The 22,139-nt window shown below is 49.1% G+C and carries 25 protein-coding genes; 5 read left to right on the top strand and 20 right to left on the bottom strand.

Translation table 11 applies throughout. The annotated features are described in order from the left end of the window. Window positions 1-42 precede the first annotated feature (42 nt). From AC2D8L_RS03690 to folK, 5 genes are read left to right on the top strand one after another with little or no spacing between them, the layout of a single operon-like run. On the top strand, window positions 43-3,069 hold the full coding sequence (locus AC2D8L_RS03690) for an aminotransferase class III-fold pyridoxal phosphate-dependent enzyme (protein WP_484684098.1): 3,027 nt from the start codon (window positions 43-45) through the stop codon (window positions 3,067-3,069). Between the two features lie 54 nt (window positions 3,070-3,123). Next, window positions 3,124-4,473 (top strand): 30S ribosomal protein S12 methylthiotransferase RimO, encoded by a 1,350-nt coding sequence (gene rimO, locus AC2D8L_RS03685; RefSeq protein WP_484684097.1) that lies wholly within the window; start codon window positions 3,124-3,126, stop codon window positions 4,471-4,473. Next, window positions 4,427-5,317, top strand: coding sequence for a dihydropteroate synthase (folP, locus tag AC2D8L_RS03680; protein WP_484684096.1), 891 nt, complete (start codon window positions 4,427-4,429; stop codon window positions 5,315-5,317). The genes rimO and folP overlap by 47 nt, the downstream gene beginning before the upstream one ends. Before the next feature lie 3 nt (window positions 5,318-5,320). Further along, window positions 5,321-5,710, top strand: coding sequence for a dihydroneopterin aldolase (gene folB / locus AC2D8L_RS03675; protein ID WP_484684095.1), 390 nt, complete (start codon window positions 5,321-5,323; stop codon window positions 5,708-5,710). Then, complete coding sequence (folK, locus tag AC2D8L_RS03670) at window positions 5,710-6,150, top strand: 2-amino-4-hydroxy-6-hydroxymethyldihydropteridine diphosphokinase (RefSeq protein ID WP_484684094.1); 441 nt, start codon at window positions 5,710-5,712, stop codon at window positions 6,148-6,150. Before folB ends, folK begins: the two co-directional genes overlap by 1 nt. 46 nt (window positions 6,151-6,196) lie before the next feature. On the opposite strand, the gene AC2D8L_RS03665 is transcribed toward folK, so the two are convergent. From AC2D8L_RS03665 to rpsE, 20 genes are all read right to left on the bottom strand, one after another. Continuing rightward, complete coding sequence (locus AC2D8L_RS03665; protein ID WP_484684093.1) at window positions 6,197-6,613, bottom strand: VOC family protein; 417 nt, start codon at window positions 6,611-6,613, stop codon at window positions 6,197-6,199. Between the two features lie 174 nt (window positions 6,614-6,787). Then, on the bottom strand, window positions 6,788-8,074 hold the full coding sequence (locus AC2D8L_RS03660; RefSeq protein ID WP_484684092.1) for an MFS transporter: 1,287 nt from the start codon (window positions 8,072-8,074) through the stop codon (window positions 6,788-6,790). A 253-nt stretch (window positions 8,075-8,327) separates the two neighbouring features. Continuing rightward, window positions 8,328-10,160 (bottom strand): putative bifunctional diguanylate cyclase/phosphodiesterase, encoded by a 1,833-nt coding sequence (locus AC2D8L_RS03655; RefSeq protein ID WP_484684091.1) that lies wholly within the window; start codon window positions 10,158-10,160, stop codon window positions 8,328-8,330. A gap of 8 nt (window positions 10,161-10,168) precedes the next feature. After that, complete coding sequence (locus AC2D8L_RS03650; protein ID WP_484684090.1) at window positions 10,169-10,717, bottom strand: heme NO-binding domain-containing protein; 549 nt, start codon at window positions 10,715-10,717, stop codon at window positions 10,169-10,171. A gap of 280 nt (window positions 10,718-10,997) precedes the next feature. After that, on the bottom strand, window positions 10,998-11,777 hold the full coding sequence (locus AC2D8L_RS03645) for an ATP12 family chaperone protein (protein ID WP_484684089.1): 780 nt from the start codon (window positions 11,775-11,777) through the stop codon (window positions 10,998-11,000). Next, entirely contained in the window at window positions 11,770-12,444 is a 675-nt protein-coding gene (locus AC2D8L_RS03640) for an HAD-IA family hydrolase (RefSeq protein WP_484684088.1), read from the bottom strand. The genes AC2D8L_RS03645 and AC2D8L_RS03640 overlap by 8 nt, the downstream gene beginning before the upstream one ends. Next, entirely contained in the window at window positions 12,444-12,818 is a 375-nt protein-coding gene (locus AC2D8L_RS03635) for a DUF1801 domain-containing protein (protein WP_484684087.1), read from the bottom strand. Before AC2D8L_RS03635 ends, AC2D8L_RS03640 begins: the two co-directional genes overlap by 1 nt. A 2-nt stretch (window positions 12,819-12,820) precedes the next feature. After that, entirely contained in the window at window positions 12,821-13,822 is a 1,002-nt protein-coding gene (locus AC2D8L_RS03630) for an RluA family pseudouridine synthase (RefSeq protein WP_484684086.1), read from the bottom strand. Further along, complete coding sequence (crcB, locus tag AC2D8L_RS03625) at window positions 13,819-14,196, bottom strand: fluoride efflux transporter CrcB (protein WP_484684085.1); 378 nt, start codon at window positions 14,194-14,196, stop codon at window positions 13,819-13,821. Before crcB ends, AC2D8L_RS03630 begins: the two co-directional genes overlap by 4 nt. A gap of 29 nt (window positions 14,197-14,225) precedes the next feature. Then, window positions 14,226-15,545: a replication-associated recombination protein A gene (locus AC2D8L_RS03620; RefSeq protein WP_484684084.1), complete on the bottom strand. Its 1,320-nt coding sequence runs from the start codon at window positions 15,543-15,545 to the stop codon at window positions 14,226-14,228. 105 nt (window positions 15,546-15,650) lie between these two features. Next, window positions 15,651-16,181: a P-loop NTPase family protein gene (locus AC2D8L_RS03615; protein ID WP_484684083.1), complete on the bottom strand. Its 531-nt coding sequence runs from the start codon at window positions 16,179-16,181 to the stop codon at window positions 15,651-15,653. Window positions 16,182-16,277: 96 nt separating this feature from the next. Next, window positions 16,278-16,706, bottom strand: a complete 429-nt coding sequence (gene rplQ / locus AC2D8L_RS03610) for a 50S ribosomal protein L17 (protein ID WP_484684082.1) — start codon at window positions 16,704-16,706, stop codon at window positions 16,278-16,280. A 40-nt stretch (window positions 16,707-16,746) separates the two neighbouring features. After that, on the bottom strand, window positions 16,747-17,763 hold the full coding sequence (locus tag AC2D8L_RS03605; RefSeq protein ID WP_484684081.1) for a DNA-directed RNA polymerase subunit alpha: 1,017 nt from the start codon (window positions 17,761-17,763) through the stop codon (window positions 16,747-16,749). 100 nt (window positions 17,764-17,863) lie between these two features. Continuing rightward, complete coding sequence (rpsK, locus tag AC2D8L_RS03600; protein WP_484684080.1) at window positions 17,864-18,250, bottom strand: 30S ribosomal protein S11; 387 nt, start codon at window positions 18,248-18,250, stop codon at window positions 17,864-17,866. Window positions 18,251-18,341: 91 nt separating this feature from the next. Beyond that, window positions 18,342-18,710 (bottom strand): 30S ribosomal protein S13, encoded by a 369-nt coding sequence (gene rpsM, locus AC2D8L_RS03595; RefSeq protein ID WP_435668530.1) that lies wholly within the window; start codon window positions 18,708-18,710, stop codon window positions 18,342-18,344. 194 nt (window positions 18,711-18,904) lie between these two features. Further along, window positions 18,905-19,477, bottom strand: a complete 573-nt coding sequence (locus AC2D8L_RS03590; protein ID WP_484684079.1) for an adenylate kinase — start codon at window positions 19,475-19,477, stop codon at window positions 18,905-18,907. Further along, window positions 19,474-20,811, bottom strand: a complete 1,338-nt coding sequence (gene secY, locus AC2D8L_RS03585) for a preprotein translocase subunit SecY (RefSeq protein WP_484684078.1) — start codon at window positions 20,809-20,811, stop codon at window positions 19,474-19,476. The genes AC2D8L_RS03590 and secY overlap by 4 nt, the downstream gene beginning before the upstream one ends. Window positions 20,812-20,848: 37 nt before the next feature. Next, window positions 20,849-21,334, bottom strand: a complete 486-nt coding sequence (gene rplO / locus AC2D8L_RS03580; protein WP_484684077.1) for a 50S ribosomal protein L15 — start codon at window positions 21,332-21,334, stop codon at window positions 20,849-20,851. 15 nt (window positions 21,335-21,349) lie between these two features. Next, window positions 21,350-21,538, bottom strand: coding sequence for a 50S ribosomal protein L30 (gene rpmD / locus AC2D8L_RS03575; RefSeq protein WP_484684076.1), 189 nt, complete (start codon window positions 21,536-21,538; stop codon window positions 21,350-21,352). Between the two features lie 26 nt (window positions 21,539-21,564). After that, window positions 21,565-22,107: a 30S ribosomal protein S5 gene (rpsE, locus tag AC2D8L_RS03570; protein WP_435668535.1), complete on the bottom strand. Its 543-nt coding sequence runs from the start codon at window positions 22,105-22,107 to the stop codon at window positions 21,565-21,567. Between the last annotated feature and the right edge of the window lie 32 nt (window positions 22,108-22,139).

Here is a 22,139-nt window from a genome sequence, read left to right as displayed (position 1 = left end):
TATGCTCCTCATATTGGATACAATCTCAAGTTTGGGAAGCATATGTCTGCGTTCGATTCTCCGCCTCCAGCCTTTACCACCTCGCAAATTGACCAAATCCTTCATGCCCATTTTGGGATTAAGGGAAAGCAATCAAATTTGGAAAGCGAGCGGGACCAGAATGTCCTGGTGGACACGGGGACTGACAAATTTGTCCTAAAAATCTCAAACATTGCCGAGGACGTGGATTTCCTTGACCTGCAATCCAAGGCCATGGCTCACCTCGCCTCCTCCGGATACACGTACGCCCCTGCACAAATTGAAAATAAAGCTGGCGACAACATATTCACAGTGAAAAATGGCGAAGCATCCCACGCTGTGCGCCTGATCTCATTTATCTCGGGCCCGCTGCTCAGCGCCGCAAAACCTGATGTAAAAACATTGGAGAATTTGGGCAGCGCAATCGGAGAACTCTCAGCCTCTCTGCAGGGTTTTTCACATACGGCAGCCCACCGCCCAAATTTTGAATGGAATTTGGACAATGTTTTGTCCCTGCGCCCCCTATGTGACGCCATCGCTGACCAAGATAATCGCGATCGGGTTGCCGCCCTATTTGAACGATATGAAACTGTCGTTCAGCCGAAGCTCAAAAATCTGCGCAACGCAGTGCTGTACCAAGACGCCAACGACAATAACATCATCGTCGATGCGGCAGATAAAACCCGGATCAAAGGCGTTTTTGACTTTGGTGACATGTGTTTAGGTCGCCAAATCAACGAGCTAGCAGTTTGCATGGCCTACGCGCTGCTCGGCCAAGAAGACATTTATGCGGCAAGCCAAGCCTTGGTGAAAGGCTACACACAAGCATTTACACTGACTGAAGATGAACTAGAGGTTCTCTTCGACCTGTTGCGCATGCGCCTGGTTTCAAGCGTTTGCATGTCATCCGAACAAGCCAAGAAATATCCAGGCAATGAATATTTGGTGATTACGCAACAGCCCGCTTTTGAATTGCTTGAGCGGTTAGACAGCGTCGATGTTGGGTTCATGACAGCTATATTTAGAGATGCTGCGGGATTTGAGGCCATTCAAACTTCAAAACATGTAGTCGAATATTTGGCAGCGCAGCGCAAAACGCTTTCCCCAATGTTCCAACCGGATTTTAAGTATCAAAGCCGCTTCGTCATTCCAGCAGATGGCAGCGATCCCACGGTGCCTGACCTGTCAGAACCCGAGTTCGACACTTGGTTCAATGCAAAACGGAAAGAATCTGGCGCTCGATATGGCATTGGGCGTTACGGCGAGGACCGCACCGTCTATCAAAGTTCGGCCTTTGCCTCTCCTGCGTCGCCAGAACGCCGCACAGTGCATATGGGACTGGATGTATTTGTGGACGCGGACGAGCCACTCTATGCGCCCGTCGCGGGAACCGTTCACACTGTCTTCAACAATGCCTTTCACCTCGATTATGGCCCAACACTCATTCTGCGCCATGAAACCGATGAAGGCATTCCCTTTTTCTCACTATACGGTCACCTTTCCCAATCAATTTTTGAATTGCACAAGGAAGGCGACACTATTAGCGCGGGTCAATTGATCGGCCATATTGGCGATTGGGACGTTAATGGCGGCTGGTCGCCTCACCTGCATTTCCAGATCATGACCGACATGTTCGGCCACAAAGAGAACTTTTACGGCGTTGGCCACAAAAGCCTGTGGCACATTTGGAACCAAATCTGCATCGACCCAGATTTAATGCTCGGCCAAGCGCCAGAGACCTATCAGATTGATCAAAATGGTCCTGAAAGCTTGATGGAACGCCGAGCAAAACTCTTAGGTCCATCGCTTAGCGTTTCATACAACAAAAAACTCAAGATCGTTCGGGGCGAAGGCGTGCACCTGTTCGACCACCAGGGTCGCGCGTATTTGGACTGCGTCAACAACATCACCCATATCGGCCATTGCCACCCGCACCTTGTGGGTGCGATTGCCCGTCAGGCTGGTGTTTTGAACACCAATACCCGCTATCTGAACGAGTTGGTGCTGGACTACGCTGAGCGCATAACATCCAAATTGCCGGACAGTTTAAGCGTTGCATTCTTCGTCAATTCAGGCACCGAGGCCAATGAATTGGCACTACGCATTGCACGACATGCAAACAAACAAAAAAACACTGTCGTGCTGGACTGGGCCTATCACGGCAATTCCCAAGGCGCTGTTGATATCAGCCCCTATAAGTTCAAACGCGGTGGCGGATTCCCGCAACCAGATTTTGTCGAAATTGCTGACTTCCCTGATCCTTACCGCGGGCCACATAAAGGCTATTCGGAAAATGCGGGCAAGGCATATGCACGCTCAGTGGCGGAATGCGTTGCGAACATCAAGCAAAAAACCGGCAACGGGGCGGCAACCTTCATCGCAGAATCAATTTCTGGCGTTGGCGGACAGATTGCTTTCCCTGATGGCTACCTAAAAGCCGCCTACGGGGCCATACGGGCTGAAGGCGGAGTTTGCATTGCCGACGAAGTGCAATGCGGCTTTGGACGCGTTGGCGAGCATTTCTGGGGCTTTGAGCTGCAAGAAGTGGTGCCGGACATCGTGGTGATGGGCAAACCCATCGGCAATGGTCACCCGTTGGCCGCCGTCGTAACCACCAAGGAATTGGCCCAAAGCTTTGCCAATGGCATGGAATATTTCAACTCGTTCGGCGGCAATCCGGTATCGATGGCTGTCGGCATGGCCGTGATGGATGTGATCGAAAATGAAGGTATGCAGGCCCACGCCAAGAAACTCGGTGCCTACATTTTAGAACGCTGGAACGGCCTTAAAGATAGATATGAATTTGTCGGCGACGTGCGCGGCCACGGCCTGTTTTTGGGCATCGAGCTGGTTAAAGACCGCAATACTCTGGAACCGGCAACTGAACTAGCTGGTAAAATTGTCAATGAAATGCGTAACCGCGCCATTTTGCTTTCCACCGATGGACCGCTAGATAATGTGCTAAAATTCAAACCACCCATGGTGTTTTCACAAGAGAACGCTGACGTCCTATGTGACACGTTGGACAAGGTATTCGCCGACTTTGCTTGACGTGGGGCATGAAAGCGTTAGAAAGCGCTTTGATCCTTCAAAAAGGCAATTTTGATGAACCAGAACCCGACCATTGGACTTGTTAGCCTAGGCTGCCCAAAAGCACTCGTTGATTCCGAGCGGATTTTGACGACGTTGCGCGCGCAAGGCTACAATTTTTCTCACGATTACGAGGGCGCAGACCTCGTAATCGTCAATACATGCGGATTTCTGGATAGCGCTAAAGCTGAAAGCCTAGAGGCAATCGGCGAAGCCATCAATGAAAACGGCAAAGTGGTCGTTACAGGTTGCCTCGGCACCGAAGAACAGTTGATCCGCGACACGCACCCAAATGTGCTCGCGGTTTCTGGTCCGCACCAATATGAAGCGGTGGTGTCTGCAGTTCACGAAAACTTGCCACCCGTCCACAAACCATTCGAAGACTTGGTCCCAGCGGACGGCCTGCGCCTCACACCGCGCCATTATGCCTATTTGAAGATATCTGAAGGCTGCTCCAACCGCTGCACGTTCTGCATTATCCCCTCAATCCGTGGCGACTTGCAATCTCGCCCGATTGCCAGCGTGCTTTATGAAGCAGAACGTTTGGTGAAAGCTGGCGTCAAAGAAATCATGGTGATTTCGCAGGACACAAGTGCCTACGGCCAAGACATCAAATATGCCTCATCACGTTTCCATAAACGCGATATTGATGCACGGTTCCATGATCTTGCACGGGAACTAGGTGACATGGACGCATGGATCCGTATGCATTACGTATACCCTTATCCCCATGTCGATAAATCCATCCACCTGATGGCTGAAGGCAAAATCTTGCCTTATCTCGACATTCCGTTCCAGCACGCGGCACCTAACGTGCTCAAGGCCATGCGCCGCCCAGCAAACCAAGTTAAAACCGCTGACCGCATTAAATCATGGCGCGAGGTTTGCCCAGACTTAGCGATCCGCTCAACATTCATCGTTGGCTTCCCTGGCGAGACTGAAGATGATTTCCAACAATTGCTCGATTGGCTCGACGAAACTCAAATCGACCGCGTTGGCGCATTCACCTATGAACCTGTGACAGGCGCTCCAGCCAACGAGCTCGAAGGCGCCGTGCCGGACGAAGTCAAACAGGAACGCTATGGCCGTTTGATGGAAAAAGCTCAAGCCATTTCAATTGATCGTTTGGGCCAAAAAGTTGGCCGCACAATCGACGTGTTGGTTGATGATGTTGCACCAGAAGACAACAAAGCCCTTGGCCGCTCCCAGTGGGATGCGCCAGAAATTGACGGGCAAGTTTTCATCGATGATGCGAAAAACATCAAGCCAGGCGACATGGTGCAGGTCGAAATCAACGATTCTGATGAATATGACCTCTATGGCACTCCAACCGATGCGCAATATCAAGCAACCCGCGATGCATAAGTCTTTCTCCCTGCAATTGGGCGACAAGAAATTAGAACTCAGCCCTAAACCTATGGTGATGGGCATATTAAACGCCACACCGGACAGCTTTTCGGATGGCGGCGATCACAATCACGTTGCAGATGCCGTGGCCCAAGCTAAACGCATGATCAGTGAAGGCGCGGACATTATTGATGTTGGCGGCGAAAGCACACGCCCGGGCGCAGACGAAGTTGGCGCACAAGCCGAGCTTGATCGGGTTATGCCGGTGCTGGATGCGTTGCAAGAGGCCAACCTGAACAAACCCGCCTCAATCGACACCTACAAAGCCATAGTCGGCCATCAAGCCATTCAAGCCGGAGCGTCCATCATCAATGATGTGTGGGGCTTTCAGCGTGATCCAGAGCTGGCAGATGTCGCGGCCCACTATAATACCCCCTCAATTCTAATGCATTGGGATCCAGATCGGGATACCGCAAAAGACATCGTTTCCGAAATGAAGCGATACTTTAATAAAAGCATTCAAATTGCTGAAGATGCAGGGTTAAGTAAAAATCAAATTGTGCTTGATCCGGGCTTTGGGTTTGGCAAAACATACGAAGAGAACTTCACCCTACTCAACCGCATCGACGAGATCTGCGCGTTGGGTTACCCCGTGCTGGTTGGTTTTTCCCGTAAATCCTCGCTAGGAAAACTATTGGGGGTTGAGCCTAAAGAACGGGTTGCAGCGACCGGGGCAACCACGCTACTAGCATATAGTAAAGGTGCTCATATTTTCCGCGTGCACGATGTGCGTGAAAACTATGACGCCTTACAAGTTGCACACGCTACGATCTATGGCCCCCCGCCCGCTAAGGATATTTAATTCATGTCAAAACCAGATCGAATTGAAGACAAGATCATTTTATCCGACCTCGCCTTTTACGGCTATCATGGCGTCATGCAGGAAGAAAATGCGCTCGGCCAGCGCTTCCGGATCGATTTGGAATGCGGTGTGGACCTAACAAAACCGGGCGGCACCGACGAAGTCGAAGACACTATTTCCTACGACCAAATTTTCAATCTCGTGAATACCCACGTTACCGAAACGCGTTTCAAGCTTATCGAGGCGTTAGGTCAACACATTATCGATCAACTGTTTCAAACGTTCCCAGCAATTGAATGGATCAGAATTCGAGTGCGCAAGCCAGAAGCACCTATTCCTGTGGTTGTAGGTGAGTTCGCAGTTGAAATGGTTCGGGATCGGGAGACACGCTAATGGGTAAGGCTTGGCTTGGTTTAGGCGCAAATATTGGTCGTCCTAGAGCGCAAATGCTTGAAGCACTGCGACGCCTTGATGCACACCCGGATATCCATATCACCCGCAAATCTCGTATCATCGAAACAGACCCATGGGGCAAAACGGATCAAGACCCGTTCCTCAATATGGCCATTGAAGTCGAAACAGCCTTGGGGCCAATTGATTTGCTGGACGCGTGTTTGATGATCGAAGAAGCCATGGGCCGCAAACGAGAAGAAAAATGGGGCCCTCGCCTCATTGACATCGACGTTGTTGCTTTCGGCCAAATGAAATTAGTCACCGACCGCCTCACCGTCCCACACCCCCATGCCCATGAGCGCAGCTTTGTTCTGGACCCCTTAGAAGAAATAGCACCTTCGGTGGCAAAGTGGATAAAAGCGCAAGCTGCAAAAAGCTGAGCTAAAAAACCTTCACTGAAATCGCTCGGCTTTCGCTTGAACAAAGCTATCCGTCTCGTCCAGGCTCATCCCGATTACTTGAGAAGAGTGCAATCTTGTTGCCTTGTGGGTCACGCAGATATCCAACATAAAAATGCGGACCATACGAGGCCCTAAATCCGGGATGCCCCTCGTCAGCACCGCCGGCAGCAATTGCTGCGGCATGAAGATCACGAACTTGCTTTTGATTGTGCACCTCAATTGCGATCATTGTGCCGTTTCCTGCCGATGCAGGACCTCCATCGAACGCTGGTTTAACGTAAAATTCTGGCAAAGAATTTAACTGCCCTGCCTGTTCAGGAAGCGCGTAGCTTAGGCCTTCAACGCTCTCTTCCATCTCATATCCAAGGGCTGGCAAAAATGCGGAATAGAAACGTTTGGCCAGAGTGATGTCATCTGCGCCGACTGTAACATAAGAGATCATGCTGCCTGTTCCTCTCTAAGAGTTTGATAATCGCGGGGGGGCATATGTTACATGTTAGGCGGATACTGCTCTTGGCTCAATGACTGCAAACATACCAGACAAGATCGCAGCTCTGCTCTCCCCCCTTAGTAGAAATTGAGCCATCACAGAAATAAAGCTCGGCAAAATTATCCGCTACTTGTCATTCACTTTTCTGCTCAATCTTAATGTTAGAATGATGCCAACGAGCAAAGCGGCGGCGCCAACAATCCACCCCACGGACATGGAATAGCTTTGCGCAACTGCGCCTACCGCTAACAATCCCGCGGCAGCACCAAATTGCTTAACAAGCGACGTGAGTGAGAGAATGGTTGAACGTTGTTGATCTGGAACATTAGCGTGCAAAATGCTGGTCGCCGGCGTTTCGCTAACGCCTAAAAGAATTGAGTACGCGAAAAATACAACAATAAAACCAATCACTTCAACTTGAAACGCCAATAAGATTTGAAGGACAAAAATAGATGTGAGCGCTGCACAAAATGTCAATACATTCTGGCGTCCAAACAGTTTATTGATGTGTGGAGACAGTGAAGCGCCCAAAGCAATTGCGAAAAAGTATCCGGCAGTTAGAAAACCAATCAATGTGTTTGCATATTCGACGGTTAATAGCGGTTTCACAAAGGTAGGCCACAACACTTCCACTGGATTTGTTGCAAAAAGCAACAACACCAACGTCGCCAACAATAGTGAAAGTACAGAGTGTCTAAATGCGAGTGCAATTGCGTCCTTCAAAACTGCAGGCACGCTTGCAAAACCTCGTCGAACAGAGTTGGTGGCGCGCTCGCGAGGCTCCTCAACGATCATGAAAACAGTGAACAATAGCACGACGATCATCAGACAAAAACTAGCAACGTAAGATACGTCATAAACGCTTGAAAAACCTATGTGAGCGGCTGTATTGCGCCAAACATCGGGCAACAACCCTCCACAGATTGCACCAATAGCCAAGCCCAGAGCGTTTGCCCATTGCGCCTTGGCGAGCGCGGGCTGCACGTCCACATTTGGCGCTTTTGTCTTAAACTCCTCAACGAACCAAGCGTCAAGTGTTCCTGACCGCAAGGCCCTGCCAAAACCGATAAATGCAAATGATAGGGCCAATACTGTAAAATTGGACGACGCTAAGAAAAGCGCAAGAGAAACTAAACTCGCGACAACAGCCGCAAGAAAAACCGGTTTGCGCCCAATATTGTCGGCGAGCCCACCGAATGGCAACTCCATCACCAGCGTAGTAATTGCATAGATGGCAAAAAGCGCAGAAATCTGAAAAAGATCCAACTCGCGATCAAGCAACGCCAGCGCGACAACCGACACGGTTAAGCCCATGGCAAGCCGATCCAAAAACTGATGAACTTGATAGATACGGATATGTTTTCGGGCGTCCGACTTTAACTGTCGGAAAGAGAACTCGGTTTCAACTGCCATAAACGCCAATTATGCAACATTGGCGCACAAACGCAATCCGGATCATCGTAACAACCCCAAGGATTTCCGCCACGCCCATGAACGCAGCTTTGTTCTCGATCCATTGGAGGAAATAGCACCTTCGGTGGCAAAGTGGATTAAAGCGCAAGCTGCAAAAGTTTAGTCTCGCTCATATCGTGCAAAGTTGCATCAGCCCAACGCTGGTGAAAAAGGAAGCTTTTAAGCAAAACTAGCTCGGAGTTTGGATTACTGCCTATAGACAAGCTACATCATTCGCGTTGTTTCCATTCCGGGACGCCAACCACAATTTTATGGCCTCAAATTTCTTTGGCTTGGAAAAATAAAAGCCTTGAAAGAGATGGCAGCCGCCGCTCCTTAATACGTCTAATTCGCCCTTGGTTTCAACACCCTCGGCCACGACTTTTAGATCAATATGGTCGGCCATCGCCAGAATGGAACGCGCAATACTTTGCATCTTTTGACTGTCATCAATCCCGCTAACAAACGATCGGTCAATCTTCAACACAGATATCGGTATCTCGATAAGTGTTGATAACGATGCGTGCCCGGTCCCAAAGTCATCGAGCGCAAGAGAAAAGCCCGCCGCATTAAGGGCAAGACATTGTTTAATCAAAAACTGATCTGAACGGTCGAAAAGTATTGCCTCGAGCAATTCAATCTGAACAAGATTGCTCGCAATGCTGGATTCAAATAGTTCATCTTGCAGCTCCTCAATAAAATCTGGGGACCGAAGATTGGAAGCGCTAATATTTAGAGACAAGTGCCCGACCGGCAAGCCATTTCGACGCAATTCCGCATATGAAGTTATCGCTTGCTTGCGCACAAGGCGATCAATCTCAGCCATCAATCCCGCACGAATTGCCGTTTCCAAAAAGTAATCTGGCGCAAGGGTGCCGTGCTCTGGGTTCTCCCAACGAGCTAGGACTTCTAGTCCAACAACTTTGCTTGAAACCGTATCAATCTGGGGTTGAAAGAACGGAACGAACTGTTTTTTCTTAATGCCCCCTTCAATTTCTGAGACCAGCGACGTCTGCGCCTCGTGGTGACGGATCATTTCTGGCGTTAGCAATGTTACTGAATTGTTGGACCCCTTCGCGTCATAAAGTGCAATATCTGACTGCATGAGCACCCGGTCAGAATTAACATCGCTTTTACTTGAGAAGCAAACGACCCCTATACTGGCCTCAACCGTGCAGCTATGCCCTTCGATCGGCACTGGGCTGGAAATGCGTTCAACTAGGTATTCTGCTAAAGCCAATACCGCAGGCAAACTACCATCGACCGGGGTTATCAGGGCGAACTCGTCTCCACCGATGCGAGCTGGAAAACCTGATGCCCCCCCACATTGTTGCATTACATTGGCGGTATGTCTGAGCACGGCGTCGCCTGCCGCATGACCAAACGTGTCATTGATCAGCTTGAATTTATCTAAGTCAATATGCAGCAATGCGAAGTCGGCGTCAGACTTATGGCTACCAAGAATTTCATCAAGGCGATGAGTTAGGGCACGGCGGTTGGCGATGCCAGTTATTGGATCCAGATAAGCCTTGTGCTCAGCATCTTCCTTAGCAAGTTTCAGCGCATTGGTAAGTTTTTGGCTATCATCAAGCAAGGCTCGCTGAGTTTCGAACGTATAGAATAGGTCGATTGAAAAATCGCTTGGTTTGAAATTAGCACCCGTTAAATCAAAACGTTGTATCGCTTCGGCCAAACTCACCCCGAAAGACAAATCCAGTAGCAGAGTGTTGGGACGCCCCTCCAATTCCACGGCAACTCCCCTAAACTGTATCACCCCCCCGGCATCCGGCTTGGCGGTCAAAACCAGTTTACTCGAGGTCCTTTTTTGCAACTTGAAAATGTCATCAATCCGTCGCGGCTTTTCGACGGTAAAAATGTCAAAGAAATTTCGACCAATTATTGATTGCTCAAAAATCAATGTAAGTGTTGGACCGATGGCCTCAATCACCCCACTGCCGTCGAGCGTGACAAACATCGGGCAAAGCAATTTTGCTGTGTCGACGGAAAATTGGTAAACATCATGCTGGTGAGAGACATTAAGCGACAAAACTGGCCTCAGTTCAAAAGCTCAATCTCAAATACATCATGGTCAGATGCATCTGAAACCGCCACCAACTGTTTGACTTGAATCTCCTCGCCAGTGTCGGCGGCAAGGCCATAAAGCAAACCGATAACCATTGGCGATAGCCCAACACGATCAGAATAATAGTGTAGATGGTAGGTTTTCTCAGCTACCTCTTCCAGTTCAAACGATGGTGGCTTCAAATGTGGCATCGACAGCAAAATGCGATCATGCATGTCATCGAGACCATTCACCCTTTCAACAAAAGTGTTTCCGGCAAGCCTGAGAAGGTTGCCAAAATTCGAGGTACCCACAAATTCAATCCAGAAGTGTCCAAAAATCCTCAGCACTTCGTCGGCTGATAGACCTGTCTGTTCGGAAATAGCATTAACAAGATCGTAGGTAATTGCGTCGTCATAGCTCGACATCCGCTCAAATCCAGAAGCATCAAGCCCAGCCTTTTGACAGATTGCCTCCCATGTACCCTCACCGTGGTTTGTCACCATGAATGATCGGATACCCTCGTTTACCATGCCATACATGCGGTTCACCCTTGCCCCTTCGCTATAGAATTTTACTCCACACAGCTTACATTACTCTTAATTCGAGCGCTCCGAACTGAACCAGAAGGTACATGTAATGATATGATTGATTTCTTAGGACTTTTTGTCGCCGCTCACCGGATTGGGCGCAAAAAATATCGAGCACCCACACCTTCGTCCCCACAGAAACAGGCTAAGTTCGCCAGCCGTTCGGGCTGCAAATCGAATGCTAATATCGTCTTGATAGCAGTTGCTTGCGATGTCTTAGACAACGGCTTTTCTAAGATTCGCCCAACAATCCAAGCACCGTCGTCGCCGCATCAAAGTCTTGCTTCTTGAACGCCCGCATGCGGATCGCTTCGGCGTCTTCGCCCCATTGGGCAGCCTGATAGTCCTCGTCCACATAGGCTGTGGTTAGAACCTGCTCTGGGGTAAAAATCCCCTCAACCATACCAATCGCCAGAACCGCAGAACCTGTGATCGAGGTGACCGACATGGTGCAAAACGCCTTGAACTTGTCATATCCAGCGATAATTTCTGCGATATGCGATTGCACTTCTGGTGGCTGATCCTGATGCATCACGCCGTTAATAACATTGAACGCAATATCGTAGCGCTTGGCAAAAGCATCCAACGCACCGCCCCAATGTTTAGATTGCAATGCAACTAAATCGGAGGGCGTTTCCGCGCGATAGACAAGCAAATCATTGCCGGCAAATTTCACGATTTCGGCTTTTACAGCTTCAAGGGTTTCATCGCCTCGCTCAACAATCGTGTTGACCAAACGGGTGAGCGGCATGGTAGCGGGGTCAATTTCTTTTTCTTGCGCTTCCCATTCAACAACAACCAGCTTTGCCAGTTCTTCGCTCGGCACACTAACTGCAATTTTGCCCGGTGTTTTAATCGGTCGGCCATCTAACAGAACAGAATATGCACCATCAAGCTCCCCAACGCTCACCTCTTTATAGAAACGCTTTGGCAGCTGTTGTTTTTGATGCTTTTGCGCGCGACCATAGCCATCTTCAACATGGGCTTGTGCTTCTTCTAATATTTCACGCATGGTTTAGTCCTGTTAGTTCGTCAATTGCATCAATAAGTTGGCTATAGTGATCGATCACTAGATCTGCGCCATTTTCTCGCAATGTTGTATGATCGTGATAACCCCAATTTACCCCAAGCGCCTTCACACCAGCAGCTTTCGCCATCCCCATATCATATGACGTATCGCCGATCATAACGGTTTTATCGGCGTCGACGCCTGTCTCAGACATGGCTGTATTGACCATGCCGGGATGGGGTTTTGAGGGGTTGTGGTCCGGGGTTTGCAATGTTTGAAAATGATGGCCAAAATCATAATTCTTGAAAAGGCGATGCACGCCGCGCAACTGTTTCCCTGTGGCGATGCCCAACAAAGTCTGATCTTGCTGGCCTAGCGTTTCAATCGTATCAAATGCGCCATCATAAATGCGTTCATTGATTGATCCGGCTTCTATTTTACTATTGAAGTGATCACGATAATCTTGTGCCAATTTTACACCGGCTTCAGCATCAAGAGTTGGATCCAGTTCACACATGGCAATTTCTAAGCTTAGTCCAATGATTGAGCGCACCGCGCCGTCAGTAGGAACTGGACGGTCGTTTTTCTGGAAAACGAACTGTGCCGTATCTACGATATGCGCCGCGCTATCTACAATAGTGCCATCAACATCAAATATGACCAGTCGCATTATTTATCAGCCTTTGCCCGCAAACCTTCGTCGCGCAACGTCTTGTCATATTCGATTGCGGCGAGGATCACTTCGCGCAAACCGTCACGGGTTACGTCAGGCATCGACTTGAACTTAATATGGCGCAAATCTTTCCCCGTCCCCTCAAGCAAACCATGAGGATTTTGCAAATGCGCGCCGTAAAAAAACTGAAGATTGACGTGATTGGGCTGCCCACAAACCGTCACGATCGTTGAATTGCCGACAAACCCGGGGAAGCTCCAGCGTTTCATCCGATGCAATGATGGGTCAATCTCGGCCACAAGATCATAAACAGCCCGCGCAATCGGCGCGACATGGTCGTCAAGTCGATCAAAATGGCTAAGATCGGGCATCATCAATCCTCATCTAGAGCGTCTTCATCATTCGGGTCATAATATTTGGTGTTGAAGCCAAACATATCAAACGTTTGCTGCATATGCGGCGGCAGCGGCGCGGTGATGTCCAACTGCTTGCCGTTTGGCAATGGCAATGCCAACCGACGGGCATGCAGATGCAAACCACGTCCAATATCGTCCGGTCGTTCCCAGTTTTCAACATTGAAATAACGCGGATCATTGATAATCGGCGTGCCCAACTCAGCCATATGTACGCGCAATTGGTGCGTACGGCCCGTCACCGGCTTCAATGTGACCCAAGCAAACTTGCCCCCAGCATCTTCAGTAACAGAATAATGGGTCATTGAATGCTGCGCGCCATCTACCCCTTGGCTCACGACACGCATTTGCTCGTCGCCTTCAGGCGTTTGCTGCCGCGCGACAAAACAGGAAATTTTGCCTTGTTTGGGGTGCGGTACATAAGCGGTAACCGCCCAATAAATCTTGCGTGCCGAGCGAGAACGAAAGACTTTGCCAAAATGCGAGGCCGCAGAGCGGGTTTTCGCGATTAACAGACAACCAGACGTATCACGGTCCAAACGGTGCACCAGACGTGGTTTCTCGCCCTTTTTGTTGGGAATACTCTCCAACAATTTATCAACATGTCGCTTGGTGTGGGTGCCTCCCTGAACTGCAAGACCATGGGGCTTGTTGATCACCAAAATGCTCTCATCCTCATAAAGGGTGAGATCGGCCAACAATTGGACGTCTTTCTCGATAATCCGAACTTTGGGTTCGCGCGGCGTCGCCGGTGCATCGCCAATTGGCGGCACTCGAACAGTTTGGCCCTGCGCTAATCGGGTATTTGCCTTTACACGACCCTTATCGACCCGCACCTCACCCTTCCGGATTATCCGTTGGAGCCTCGAGAATGGAAGGTCTGGAAAGTGAACTGAAAACCAACGATCAAGCCGCATGCCTTCTTCTTCAGCCGAAACCGTTCGCTGCTGTACACCGCTCATATTAGTCCTCTCATAAGCGCCAACGCGCTAAATAATGCCACAATGGATAGCGCCACAGAAAGGCCAACATAGCCCGCGGCCGCTGCCATCTGCCCGCGCTCATAAAGCGCGTATGCATCCAATGAAAATGCAGAAAAGGTGGTAAAACCACCGCAAAAACCTGTCGCCAATAACAGCCGAGCGGATTGGGACCATTCAGGTGTAGTTTTGGCCAAATATCCAATCACGACGCCAATGATGAATGAGCCCAATACATTCACGATCATCGTCGCGTATGGAAAGCCTGTAACGCCAAGGCGCATTACCAGCTGGCCAACGCCATGCCGCCCCATGGCACCAAACGCACCGCCCAAACCGACAAGCAAATAAGACATGGAATTGTCTTTCGTCTGTTATCTTTAAACTAGCTTTTGCCCGTAGATTTGCTCAAACGCAAGCGTTTGAAATAATCCATGCGCTTTTGCACGTCTCGTTCAAACCCGCGTTCTACAGGATGATAGAATTCTTGTCGCCCTAAATCGTCAGGGAAATAGTCCTGCCCGGAAAAGCCTTCTGGCGTGTCATGGTCATAAATATATCCGTCGCCATAACCTGAATTTTCCATCAGTTTAGTTGGCGCATTCAAAATGTTCTTTGGCGGCATCGGCGAACCCGATTGCTTGGCGAACGAAGTCGCCTGTTTATAGGCGGCGTAAACCGCGTTCGACTTTGGCGCCGTCGCTAAATAAACCGCAGCTTGCGCCAGCGCCAACTCCCCTTCGGGCGAGCCCAACATCTGGTAAGCATCCCGGGCTGCAATACATTGTGGCAGCGCTTGAGGGTCCGCCATGCCAATATCCTCAACCGCCATACGAATGAGCCGGCGCGCCAAAAACATCGGATCTTCGCCAGACACCAACATGCGGGTCAGATAATAAAGAGCGGCATCAGGGTCGGAACCGCGTACCGTTTTGTGCAATGCAGAAATCAGATTGTAGTGACCGTCCTGCCCTTTATCGTAAACTGGCGCTCGACGCTGAACGATCCGTTCTAGATCTTCTCGCCCTAACTCATCATCCGCTTTCGTCGCTGCAAACAGTTCCTCAACCAACCCTAAAAGAGCACGCCCATCCCCATCTGCCATCTCTGCAAGCGCAAGCCGGGCGTCGTCCGTAAGCGGCACTTTACGTTCAAGATGCTCCTCGGCACGCTCCAATAGCTTTTCCGCGGCTTCTCCGTCATGGGCATTGAAAGTGAGCACCTGCGCTCGAGAGAGCAAAGCTGAGTTCAATTCAAATGATGGGTTTTCCGTAGTTGCGCCGATCAAAACTAGCGTGCCGTCTTCCATCACTGGCAAAAAACTATCCTGCTGCGCGCGGTTGAAGCGATGGATTTCATCAACGAACAAAAGTGTACGTTTGCCCGAGCGCCTTAAATCACGTGCTTGTTCGAAAACCTTCTTCAAATCGGCAACACCGGAAAAGATCGCTGAAATCTGGTGAAAGTGATAATCAACATTTTGCGCGAGCAAGCGCGCAACCGTTGTTTTACCAGACCCAGGCGGCCCCCAAAACACCAAAGAGCCAAGCCGACCAGACTTAATCATCCGGGTCAGCGTACCCTCTTCCCCCACTAGATGATCCTGCCCCACCACTTGATCCAAGGATTGTGGACGCAGCAGATCAGCCAAAGGCCGGTCCTGATTGGGTTCATTGCTGAGTTCTTTGACGAAAAGGTCGGTCATACTGTTCGCTTGTTTAGCTGTTGAACAAAAGAATAACACGCACAAGTAATCGCAGCCAACCACTTCAAATTCGAGGCGCTATGTTTTTTCCGCTCATGCGCCAGATCAGCCATTGATTTCCAGCAAATCGTCCATCAAATTCATCTTCAACCTATTCAGCTCTGATTGATTTTGAACAATGTATGCATCCCCAATATACCTTTCTAAGTCATCAAGGATGGCCGGTCGCACATTGGTGTAAAAATTAAAAATAATTTTGAACATCTTCGGAATGATCAAAATTTCAGGACATTTTTCAGGCAATTCAGGTCTTCCGCTGAAGAGATATTTCCAATTCCGTTTTGCACATCGCCACAACGATACAGTTGGAACAACATCTAGGAATATGATGATATCAGCTGATTGTCGCACGCGTTTAGAAACGCCTTCGATGATCCAACCGTCTTTCGAAATTAAAGCTCCTTCGGCAGCGGCCCTTTCCGCTTCAGGAGTTTTCTGCCAACCGGGTTGCCACACAAATTGATCAAGGCCAAATACGGGCAATCCAAGCGCAACGCCAAGTTCTTTTGACAGAGTTGTTTTCCCTGACCCAGCATTGCCTGTAATGTGGATTCGCTTCATGGGAACCATGTTCACATGCAGATCCAATATGAACAACAAGCCAAATACAACAAGGCACAAAAAAAGGCGCCCCAAAGGACGCCTTAATTCTTCAAGATAGCAGAATCGAACTTACGCCGCTGCTTCTTCTGTCTCTGCTTGACGATCAGCAGTTGGGCCAGAATCTTTGCCCTTTGCTGAAACATCACGATCAACCAATTCGATCACAGCTACTGGCGCGTTATCGCCATAGCGGAAGCCCGCTTTAAGGACACGTGTGTAACCGCCTTGACGATCTTTGTAACGTGGACCCAAAACATCAAACAGCTTTTTCGCTTGTGTTTCGTCGCCAATGCGAGAAGCTGCGATACGACGAGAGTGAAGGTCACCCTTCTTCGCAAGCGTGATCAGTTTTTCCAAGATTGGACGTAGGTCTTTAGCTTTAGGCAAAGTTGTAACGATCTGCTCATGCTTAATAAGCGAAGCACACATGTTAGCAAACATCGCTTTGCGATGGCTTGCTGTCCGGTTCAACTTGCGACCCGATTTACGGTGGCGCATTCTATTCTCCTGTCAACTTCAATGCGTTAAGCGATGAAGATCAATAATGATCTTCGAAACGCTTCGCGAGGTCTTCAATGTTTTCAGGCGGCCAGTTGGCTACATCCATACCAAGATGTAGGCCCATTTGCGCCAGAACTTCTTTGATTTCATTTAGTGATTTACGGCCAAAGTTCGGGGTACGCAGCATTTCTGCTTCCGACTTCTGGATCAAATCACCGATGTAAACGATATTGTCGTTCTTCAAGCAGTTTGCTGAACGAACTGACAATTCAAGCTCATCAACCTTCTTAAGAAGAGCTGGGTTAAATGCGAGCTCAGGAGCAGCATCCTCAACAACTTCTTTTTCAGGCTCTTCAAAGTTCACAAACACGTTCAATTGGTCCTGTAAAATGCGAGCAGCAAACGCCACAGCATCTTCTGGAGACAACGAACCGTCTGTTTCAACAGTCAAGTTAAGCTTGTCATAGTCAAGAACCTGACCTTCACGTGTATTCTCAACTTTGTAAGAAACACGCTTAATAGGTGAGAACAATGCGTCAACAGAGACAAAGCCAATTGGCGCATCTTCCGGACGATTGCGATCCGCAGGCACATAGCCTTTACCGGTCTCAACAGTAAATTCCATATTGATCTCAGCACCATCATCAAGGTGACAAAGAACCAACTCTGGGTTCAAAATTTCAATATCGCCAGAAACTTCAATATCGGCTGCTAAAACAGCACCTGGGCCCTTTTTAGACAAAGTAAGACGCTTAGGTCCCTCTTCTTCCATCCGGACTGAAATTTCTTTAACATTGAGCACCATATCGGTGACATCTTCACGAACGCCAGGCACAGAGGAAAACTCGTGCAAAACGCCATCAATTTGGATTGCAGTAACTGCAGCCCCTTGGAGTGAAGACAACAAAACCCGACGCAACGCGTTACCCAATGTCAAACCATAACCACGCTCTAGTGGTTCAGCGACAACTGAGGCAACACGTGCCGGATCGTTCCCCGGTACAATGTCCAGTTTCGTCGGCTTAATCAGTTCCTGCCAGTTTTTCTGGATCATTATAGTTTACACCCTTTCAAATATGCGGCCTATCCGCCGATGACCGCATGAAATGTAAAATTCCACACCCACCCGTTCGGCCAAACGAGCGGAAATATGATTAAACGCGACGACGCTTGCGTGGACGACATCCGTTATGTGGAATTGAAGTCACATCGCGAATGCTAGTGACTGTAAATCCAGCTGCCTGCAAAGCACGCAACGCAGATTCACGACCAGAACCTGGACCGCAAACTTCAACTTCCAAAGTCTTCATGTTGTGCTCTTGTGCTTTCTTAGCAGCATCTTCAGCAGCAACCTGTGCCGCATATGGAGTAGACTTACGAGAGCCTTTAAAACCCATAGTACCAGCTGATGACCAAGCAATTGTGTTGCCTTGTACATCAGTAATCGTGATCATTGTATTGTTGAATGTAGAGTTTACGTGCGCAACACCAGATGTGATGTTTTTACGCTCGCGACGCTTGACGCGTGCTTCTTTAGCCATGCTTTTTCCTTCTTACGATCTCATCACCACCGTTCTCAGACGGTAGCTCCACCGAAACAAATAAGTGCCCCAATCCATCGGGGCACCAAAATTACTTCTTCTTACCGGCGATTGCCTTAGCTGGGCCCTTACGAGTCCGAGCATTGTTGTGCGTATTTTGACCACGCACTGGCAAACCACGACGATGACGAAGACCGCGATAGTTACCCATATCCATCAAACGTTTGATGTTCATGGAAACTGAACGACGCAAGTCACCTTCAACGATGTAGTCACGGTCAATAGTCTCACGAACCTGAATAACTTCAGCGTCAGACAATTCCATAACGCGACGTTCCGCAGGAATGCCAACTTTTTCGCAAATTTCAGATGCGTGCTTCGCACCAATCCCGTGAATGTACTGAAGCGCAATTTCTACACGCTTATTAGTCGGGATATTTACACCAGCAATACGAGCCACGTTGCTGATCTCCTTAATTCAATGCAGATCACCATGATCCGCGTTCACACAACAGCAACAGACCGGCATTCGATCTCTTGCAATTTTTTCAAGAAACCGAGCCCAGTCGCACAAATGCGTATAACTAAGCGCGGTTCATAACCGAGTTCCCTGCCTAAAGTCAACAGCTAGGTTGACCGCAGAAATTCTCAAATTTAGTTAGCAGTCAAAGCTGCCACTATTGATGTAGTGACTTCTTCGATTCCCGCCATCCCGTCAACGCTTTTGACAAGATCCTTCTTCGAATAAAAATCAACCAATGGAGCCGTAAGCTCCTCATACACATCCAAACGATTACGAAGAACTTCTTCATTGTCATCTGAACGTGCACCACCAGATTCGGCAGCTCTGGTTAGAATACGGCCAACAAGCGTGTCCGCATCAACTTTGATCTCAACAACAGCATCTAATCCAATGCCTTTGTCGGCCAACAACACATCAAGCGCTCTTGCCTGCTCAGTTGTTCGCGGAAAGCCATCCAAAATAAAGCCATTTTCACAATCAGGTTCATCAAGACGGTCTGAAATGATCCCGACAACAGTTTCGTCTGGCACCAAGTCACCGCGGGCGATGATGTCCTTAACCTCTAGACCCAGAGGTGTTTCCCCTGCAATTGCTGCACGCAGCATATCGCCAGTAGAGAGTTGAGGAATACCAAAGCGCTCAATTAGAAACTGCGCTTGTGTACCTTTACCGGCACCCGGTGGTCCTAAAAGTATCAGCCTCATTTTTTCCGCCGTCCTCCCAAACGAGATTTTTTCACCAAGCCCTCATATTGTTGTGCAACAAGATGGGATTGAACTTGGGAAATAGTATCCAGTGTCACCGTCACCATAATCAGCAAGGACGTACCGCCAAGGAACGCAGATACGTTCAATTGAGAAACAAGCACTTCTGGGATCAAAGCAACGAGCGTCAAATAGAGCGCCCCAACAATCGTAATTCGTGTCAAAACATAATCGATATGTTGAGCCGTACGTTCACCCGGGCGAATACCTGGAATAAATCCACCTGACTTTTTCAAGTTGTCAGCAGTTTCCGTCGGGTTAAACACGATTGATGTGTAGTAAAATGCGAAGAAGAAGATCAGTGACGCAAAGATGGCCAGATAAACCGGTTGTCCCCGGCCCAAAACAGCAGCCATGGTGGTCAACCAGCCCGGCGCATCACCTTGCGCTGCAAACGACGCCATAGTGGCTGGCAGCAACAATAGAGATGATGCAAAGATCACTGGAATAACACCGGCAGTGTTCAGCTTCAACGGCAGGTGAGATGTATCGCCTTGGAACATCTTATTGCCAACTTGACGCTTGGGATATTGGACCAGCAACTTGCGCTGTGCACGTTCAAAGAACACGATAACCGCAATAACGACAATGGCCAGAACCAACAGACCGACAACACCAATAGTTGGCAATGCACCTGTCCGGCTCAATTCAAGCGTTTGTGCAATCGCTGAAGGCAATGTCGCAACAATACCTGCGAAAATGATCAGTGAAATACCGTTACCAACGCCACGTGACGTTACTTGTTCACCAAGCCACATCAAGAACATTGTGCCACCCACAAGGGTGATAACAGTTGAAATACGGAAGAACCAACCCGGGTTGGAAACAACACCCTCACTGGCTTCTAGACCAACGGCAATGCCGTAAGCCTGCAAGGCACAGAACACCACAGCCAAATAACGGGTATATTGGTTGATCTTGCGTCGCCCACTCTCGCCTTCTTTCTTCAAAGCTTCAAGCCTTGGAGAAGCGGTTGTCATCACTTGGATAACAATCGAAGCGGTAATGTAGGGAATAAGGTTAAGCGCAAAAATCGCCATCCGCTCAACCGCACCGCCAGCAAACATGTTGAACATGCCAAAAATGCCAGATTGCGCGCGATCGAAGGTCGCTGCAAACGCATCGCCATCAATACCAGGAATTGGAATATAGGTGCCCAACCGATACACCAGCAGCGCACCTAGGGTAAACCAGATGCGCTGTTGAAGATCTTTTGCCTTGGCAAAGGTCGAAAAATTTAAGTTCCGGGCAAGTTGTTCTGCTGCCGAAGCCATATAGCTCTGTCCTTAACTCAAGGAAAAATGTTTACGATTATTCAGCTTTAGCTGGTGCTTCAGCTGGTAGGTCAATTTTACCACCAGCAGCTTCTACGGCTGCCAAGGCACCCTTTGAAGCATGATCCGCTTTGAACGTCACTTTTTTAGAAGTGAATTCATTGTTACCAGCGATCAAACGAAGACCGTCTTTCGCACGACGGATAACGCCAGCACCAACAAGTGCATTAACGTCAATCACAGCCTTAGCGTCCAAACGACCTGCATCGATAGCTGTCTGAATACGGTCCAAACGCACCGCATTAAACTTCTTCGCGAATGGGTTGTTAAACCCACGCTTAGGCATTTGCTGGATCAGGTTGGTTTGTTCACCACGGAAGCCATTTACAGACACACCTGAGCGTGACTTCTGACCTTTAACACCGCGTCCACCTGTCTTGCCTTTGCCAGAACCAATACCACGACCAATGCGGGTACGGTCTTTTGACGAGCCTTCATTGTCGGCCAACTCATTCAGTCGCATGACAAATCCTTACAATTACTTCTCGTCGACAACGCGAACGAGGTGGGAAACTTTTCTGATCATGCCACGTACCGCTGGTGTATCTTCCAGCGTACGACGGCGATGCATCTTGTTTAATCCAAGACCAACAAGCGTTGCACGCTGGTCCTGAGTACGGCGGATCGGGCTACCGGTCTGCTCTACTGTTACTGTTTTATCAGCCATGTCTCAACTCCAGTTCAAACGCTTGCTTAAGCGCTTGCTGTTTCGCCAACGTCAGTTTCACGACGACGACCTTGGACTTCAGAAACTTTCAAACCACGACGTGCAGCAACTGAACGTGGGCTTTCAAGGTTTTTCAATGCATCAAAGGTAGCGCGCACCATGTTGTATGGATTTGCAGAACCTTGAGATTTCGCAACAATGTCCGAAATACCCAATGTTTCAAATACCGCACGCATCGGACCACCAGCAATAATACCAGTACCAGCAGGTGCTGCACGAAGCAAAACCTTACCCGCACCGTGACGACCATTTACGTCGTGGTGCAATGTACGTGCTTCACGAAGTGGCACACGGATCATTTGACGCTTGGCTTGTTCTGTTGCTTTGCGGATCGCTTCAGGCACTTCACGTGCTTTACCATGACCAAAGCCAACGCGGCCTTTTTGATCACCAACCACAACAAGTGCAGCAAAACCGAAACGACGTCCGCCCTTTACAACTTTCGCCACGCGATTGATGTGGACTAGGCGATCAACAAATTCGCTATCGCGCTCTTGATTGTCTCTCATCGTCTCAACCAGTTCTTCTTATTCGTTTCAAA

It is taken from the genome of Maritalea sp. YIW29 (assembly GCF_057219265.1).
Note: the sequence above shows the minus strand (reverse complement) of the source record. Positions and strands in the feature narration are given on the sequence as shown.

Excerpts from the sequence above, each read along its gene's own strand:
- AC2D8L_RS03690 (WP_484684098.1), top strand. The coding sequence starts at position 43 with ATGTCTGCGTTCGATTCTCCGCCTCCAGCCTTTACCACCTCGCAAATT.
- rimO (WP_484684097.1), top strand. The coding sequence starts at position 3,124 with ATGAACCAGAACCCGACCATTGGACTTGTTAGCCTAGGCTGCCCAAAA.
- folP (WP_484684096.1), top strand. The coding sequence starts at position 4,427 with ATGGCACTCCAACCGATGCGCAATATCAAGCAACCCGCGATGCATAAG.
- folB (WP_484684095.1), top strand. The coding sequence starts at position 5,321 with ATGTCAAAACCAGATCGAATTGAAGACAAGATCATTTTATCCGACCTC.
- folK (WP_484684094.1), top strand. The coding sequence starts at position 5,710 with ATGGGTAAGGCTTGGCTTGGTTTAGGCGCAAATATTGGTCGTCCTAGA.
- AC2D8L_RS03665 (WP_484684093.1), bottom strand. The coding sequence starts at position 6,613 with ATGATCTCTTATGTTACAGTCGGCGCAGATGACATCACTCTGGCCAAA.
- AC2D8L_RS03660 (WP_484684092.1), bottom strand. The coding sequence starts at position 8,074 with ATGGCAGTTGAAACCGAGTTCTCTTTCCGACAGTTAAAGTCGGACGCC.
- AC2D8L_RS03650 (WP_484684090.1), bottom strand. The coding sequence starts at position 10,717 with ATGTATGGCATGGTAAACGAGGGTATCCGATCATTCATGGTGACAAAC.
- AC2D8L_RS03645 (WP_484684089.1), bottom strand. The coding sequence starts at position 11,777 with ATGCGTGAAATATTAGAAGAAGCACAAGCCCATGTTGAAGATGGCTAT.
- AC2D8L_RS03640 (WP_484684088.1), bottom strand. The coding sequence starts at position 12,444 with ATGCGACTGGTCATATTTGATGTTGATGGCACTATTGTAGATAGCGCG.
- AC2D8L_RS03635 (WP_484684087.1), bottom strand. The coding sequence starts at position 12,818 with ATGCCCGATCTTAGCCATTTTGATCGACTTGACGACCATGTCGCGCCG.
- AC2D8L_RS03630 (WP_484684086.1), bottom strand. The coding sequence starts at position 13,822 with ATGAGCGGTGTACAGCAGCGAACGGTTTCGGCTGAAGAAGAAGGCATG.
- crcB (WP_484684085.1), bottom strand. The coding sequence starts at position 14,196 with ATGTCTTATTTGCTTGTCGGTTTGGGCGGTGCGTTTGGTGCCATGGGG.
- AC2D8L_RS03620 (WP_484684084.1), bottom strand. The coding sequence starts at position 15,545 with ATGACCGACCTTTTCGTCAAAGAACTCAGCAATGAACCCAATCAGGAC.
- rplQ (WP_484684082.1), bottom strand. The coding sequence starts at position 16,706 with ATGCGCCACCGTAAATCGGGTCGCAAGTTGAACCGGACAGCAAGCCAT.
- AC2D8L_RS03605 (WP_484684081.1), bottom strand. The coding sequence starts at position 17,763 with ATGATCCAGAAAAACTGGCAGGAACTGATTAAGCCGACGAAACTGGAC.
- rpsK (WP_484684080.1), bottom strand. The coding sequence starts at position 18,250 with ATGGCTAAAGAAGCACGCGTCAAGCGTCGCGAGCGTAAAAACATCACA.
- AC2D8L_RS03590 (WP_484684079.1), bottom strand. The coding sequence starts at position 19,477 with ATGAGGCTGATACTTTTAGGACCACCGGGTGCCGGTAAAGGTACACAA.
- secY (WP_484684078.1), bottom strand. The coding sequence starts at position 20,811 with ATGGCTTCGGCAGCAGAACAACTTGCCCGGAACTTAAATTTTTCGACC.
- rplO (WP_484684077.1), bottom strand. The coding sequence starts at position 21,334 with ATGCGACTGAATGAGTTGGCCGACAATGAAGGCTCGTCAAAAGACCGT.
- rpmD (WP_484684076.1), bottom strand. The coding sequence starts at position 21,538 with ATGGCTGATAAAACAGTAACAGTAGAGCAGACCGGTAGCCCGATCCGC.
- rpsE (WP_435668535.1), bottom strand. The coding sequence starts at position 22,107 with ATGAGAGACAATCAAGAGCGCGATAGCGAATTTGTTGATCGCCTAGTC.